Here is a 4,799-nt window from a genome sequence, read left to right as displayed (position 1 = left end):
TCGCCCACTTGCCAACCTTGGACTCCGCTTCCTACCGCCACAATCCGCCCCGCTGCCTCATGACCAAACAAGGTGGGAGGCTTCAGCATCTTTGCATGACCGCCGCGCCGCCAAACCTTTAGATCGGTGCCGCAAGTCGTTGCCGCAGCCACTTGAATCACCACCTCACCAGCAGAGGGTGTAGGGTCAGCGACCTGTTCTAGGCGTAGATCCGTTTGTCCGTAAAGTACCGCTGCCAGCATGAAACACTGCCCCTAACCGAGTCCAAGCTGATTTTATCAGGGCAGATGAATTTTGACGCCTGACATGACGGCAAATTGGTTTCCAGGTTCAGCTTGGGAACAGTAGCACCAGGCTGAAAACGGACTTTTCAGGTTTTCTTTATCTACAAGTTTGATAATTTTCCTTCCCTTATTAAGGAAGGGAACTGTTTATGGTTTCACCAGTTTCAGAGAAAGCGATCGCGCTCCCTGAACCGCTTGATGAAGTGGAAGTGTTTGATCCAGGGCTACAGGCAGCATTTCTTGTCGGCATGAAGTACAAAACCAATAAACCCCATTTTGCCGCGCATGACGTAGAAGAGGACTGCCGCAACAATGGCAAGTATTCATTCGCATTTTATTAAACTCCTTATTCACAAAAAGTACACCCCTGAAGCCTTGGTCACTCAAGCGAATGTATAGGCGAACACAATCTGAAAAAATAAATTAACTTTGAGCTTCCCGAACCTTAAAAAAAGATGTGGTTAATGAAACTTTTTGGTTACGAGATGCTAATGCCCTAAGACCGAATATTAAGCGTGTTGACCGCTCTGATAAATAAAGATAGAACTGAACATAGGTTTTGTTCATCTATCCTGGGGATCATCTCCTGGTACGGTATCCGGACTCCGGGGGGCAAAAAATTTTAGCAGGTGTTTAACCTGGGTAAACCAGATTAAGCTCATGGCAAGAGGTTTCTAAGACACCTGCACTCGCCCCCCGACAAAGGAAGCTTTAAAGAGTGCGAATCATCGCCTAAATAAAACAAAAATAGAAGAAAATTTTGATTTTTCCCCCTCGTCTTTAAACCGGCACTTGACACGCCCACGTTCCTAGAAAACCTGTTGCAACAAACTTTACCGACCTCTAATATCCACAATCCGCTGCTACCCTTGTCCAGAAAAAAGAAAATATATATAGCACTCCTAAATAATTCCTAAAGCTGAGATCCCCGACTTCTATCTCGAAGTCGGGGATCGGAAGGACTGGCTCACAACTTAAATAGGATTGCGATAGCAGTCGCTTGAGTGAAATACATTTGAAACTTCACTCCTAATCCCTCACCAAAAAGCCCAGAAGGGGCAGTATTGAACCACTAAGCAAGCAGTCTTAATTTGCATTCTTGATGAGATCGACGATCGCTGCAATTAACGCGGCTGACTCGATCGGCTTAGAAAGGTGCCGCTGGAATCCGGCAGCGATCGCTTGTTGTTGATTTAGTTCCCCCACATACGCCGTGAGAGCGATCGCCGGAATCTCACCGCCTTGCTCTGCGGGCAACCGTCTCACTTGCCGCAACAGCATATACCCATCCATTTCGGGCATCCCAATGTCACTCACCAACACCGCTGGCTGAAACTGAGCTAACGTGGCAAGAGCTTCCCCTGCTGAACCGACAGCCACAACCTCTGCCCCTTCCTGTTCTAAGACAAAGGCGACATACTCGCGCATATCTGTCGTGTCATCTACCACTAACACTTTGATACCTTGCAAGCCTGAGAGAGGTTTGGACTCGCGAACGATTTGAGGAATGGTTGAGTGCTGCGACATCAACGGAAATTTCACCGTAAAAGTGGCTCCCTGCCCTTCCCCAGCGCTATCTGCACGAACACTGCCACCGTGTAATTCAACGATTTGACGGACGATCGCTAAGCCCAATCCTAATCCACCAAATTGTCGAGTCGTGGCGCTATCAGCTTGGCGAAAGTATTCAAAGACATGGGGCAGAAATTGGGGGAGAATCCCTTTACCTGTGTCGCTGACCGTAATTTGAGCTTCAGCCTCAATCTGCTCTAAGCGAATTTCAACTCGTCCTCCTGACGGGGTAAACTTGACGGCGTTGGATAACAAGTTCCAAATGACTTGCTGCAAGCGACCTGAATCGCCTAAAACTTGCCCAACCTCTGGTTCCAAAATTGTTTGAATTTGAATCGATTTGGCGGCTGCGGCTAACTGCACTGTTTCCAGTGCGGCGGTGATGGTGGTTGCTAGATTGACCGGATCGACATTGAGGCTGAGTTTGCCTTGAAGAATTCGAGAAACATCGAGCAAATCATCAATGAGCTGCACTTGCAGTTTGGCATTGCGTTCGATGATCTGTAGGGCATAAGTCGTTCGCACTTGATCCATCTTGCGGTTTTGCAGTAGCTGAGACCAGCCCAAGATCGGGTTGAGAGGCGATCGCAACTCGTGAGACAGTACGGCTAGAAACTCATCTTTAATGCGATTTGCCTGTTCGGCAGCTTCCCGTGCGGCTTGTTCTCGTTGCAGAATTTGTTCTCGTTCGATTTCACTACGCTTGCGATCGCTAATATCTTTGAACAGTACGGCAACTTTTCGGCTCTCCGGCTGCCCAACGCGGAACGCATAAACATCGAACCAACGGTTCATCACTTGGGAACCATTCTCGAAGCGAATGGATTCACCTGTTAGGGCGACTTTGCCGTAAATCTCGTACCAGTGCTTTTCAAGATTTGGAATGAGCTGACGCGCCGTTTTGCCCGCTGCCTGTTCGAGTCCCGTTTGTTTCCCAAACGCCGGATTAGTCTCCAAAAAGCGGTAATCGATCGGCTTGTTATTTGCATCAAACTGCATTTCGATGAGGCAAAAGCCTTCGTCAATGGACTCAAACAGCGTTCGATAGCGTTCCTCTGATTGGCGCAAGGCCACTTCTGCTTGTTTGCGCTCGGTAATATCGACGAGTGCGCCAGGAAAAGAAACAGGTTTCCCTGCTGCATCATACTCAACTCGACCCCGTGCCGTTAGCCAACGTTCCTCACCACTGACAGTCCGAACGCGGTACTCAGCAGCATATTCCTCACCTGTGTGGATCGCCTGCTCAATTGCAACTGAAACGCGAGGACGGTCTTCCTCGTGCATGGAGTTGATAAAGAACTCGATCGGCAAGCCTTCTGATGTCGCACTCACCGGGTCTACAGCAAACAGGCGAGCAAACGCAGCATTGACCCTGACGCGATCGCCGGGAATACTCCAGCGCCAAGTATAGACGGCTCCCGCTGCCAAAGCAGATTCTAACTGCACATGGGCTTCTCTCAGCGCTAGTTCAGCTTGTTGGCGTTCGGCTTCAATGCGCTTCGCTTCCGTAATATCCCGTGAAATAGCAAGCAGTTGCACCACCTGTCCCTGGGCATCTCGCACTGGCGTAATCAGGGTATCCCACCATTTCGGCGTGCCCTTGGTAGTGGGGAGATAGCCTTGAAATTGACCAATGTTGCCAATTGTGGCAGCGGCGATCGCAGCTTGGGCTTTTTCATAATCTTCGCTCTCCCACAAATCAGCCCAGACGCGATAAAGGATAGATTTCGGCTCGTCGATTTCTAAAAGACACAGCCCACCAGGATTGATGTAGAGAATTTCACCGTTCAACGCTAAGACTTTGATGCAGTCAGTACTGCTCTCTAGAATGCTTTGCTTTAGCTCCTCACTTTCTCGCAAAGCTTCTTCTGCTTGTTTGCGCTCGGTAATATCCGTGCAGGTACCAAACCAGCGAATGACTTGACCGTTTTCGTCGCGCATGGGTAGGGCGCGGGTGAGATGCCAACAATAAATTCCATCTGCCCTTCTCAAACGATGTTCGATATCGTAGTTTGTGCCCATTTCAGTGGCTTGAGTCCACGCTTCAATAGTCCGGAGCCGATCGTCTGGATGGAGTGTGTTTTGCCAACCGCTCCCCTGGATTTGCTCCAACGTCAATTCGGTGTAGTCAAACCAGCCGGGGCTGTAATAATCTACCCAACCGCTGGCATCAGCCGTCCAAACCATTTGGGGAATAGATTCAGCCAAGAAGCGAAAGCGCTGCTGACTAGCGGCTTGGCGCGATCGCCCGAGTTCTAAATTGGCAGCAACGCGGGCAAGCAATTCACCGGAGCTAAAGGGCTTCACCAGATAATCATCCGCTCCAGCTTCCAGTCCTGCGATAGCCGATTCTTCTCCGGCGCGAGCAGATAGCAGCAAAAATGGAATTTCGCGAGTTTTGGCATCAGCTCGCAACCGCCTGAGCAACTCAAAACCATCCATTCCTGGCATCATTACATCGCTGAGGATCAGGTCAGGCGCACGGTTATATACGGCAGCTAGAGCGGTTTCGCCATCTTTCGCCAATTCCACCTGATAAAACTGGCTGAGGAGGCGGTGCAGATAGTCGCGCATATCGGCGTTATCATCGACTAGCAGAATCCGGGCGGTAGCTGTCGAGATTGGAGCATCTGAGGTTCGTTGAGCGTTTTCTGCGGTCTGCAACCTCGGCGCTGCATTTTCTTCGGGTAGCCAACCTAAAGCTTCTTCAACATAAGGAATTGCACCAAAAGCGGTGGAGGCTTGGGCGCGGCTGGCGTGAATGTCATCACTCGGCAAATGAGCCGTTCCCATTGGCAATCGAACCGTGAAGGTACTGCCCCGACCCAGCGTACTGTCAACAGCGATCGCTCCACCTTGCAACTGCACGAGTTCCTGCACCAACGATAGCCCGATTCCTGTACCTTCAAAGGTGCGTCCCCGTGCCCCCTCAACGCGATGAAA

At 50.2% G+C, this 4,799-nt stretch carries 3 protein-coding genes; all 3 read right to left on the bottom strand.

The genetic code is table 11. The annotated features are described in order from the left end of the window. Window positions 1-242 (bottom strand): alcohol dehydrogenase catalytic domain-containing protein (locus H6F50_RS02625; RefSeq protein WP_190426034.1); only part of this gene is annotated, 242 nt, incomplete at its 3' end. 189 nt (window positions 243-431) lie between these two features. Then, window positions 432-611 (bottom strand): hypothetical protein, encoded by a 180-nt coding sequence (locus H6F50_RS27835; protein WP_347275937.1) that lies wholly within the window; start codon window positions 609-611, stop codon window positions 432-434. 759 nt (window positions 612-1,370) lie between these two features. Then, a partial coding sequence (locus H6F50_RS02615; protein WP_190426028.1) for a response regulator occupies window positions 1,371-4,799 on the bottom strand: 3,429 nt, incomplete at its 5' end.

This window comes from Coleofasciculus sp. FACHB-712, from assembly GCF_014695635.1.
Lineage (GTDB): Bacteria > Cyanobacteriota > Cyanobacteriia > Cyanobacteriales > FACHB-T130 > FACHB-T130.
This window is presented reverse-complemented; position numbering and strand designations above follow the sequence as displayed.

Excerpts from the sequence above, each read along its gene's own strand:
- H6F50_RS27835 (WP_347275937.1), bottom strand. The coding sequence starts at position 611 with ATGAATACTTGCCATTGTTGCGGCAGTCCTCTTCTACGTCATGCGCGG.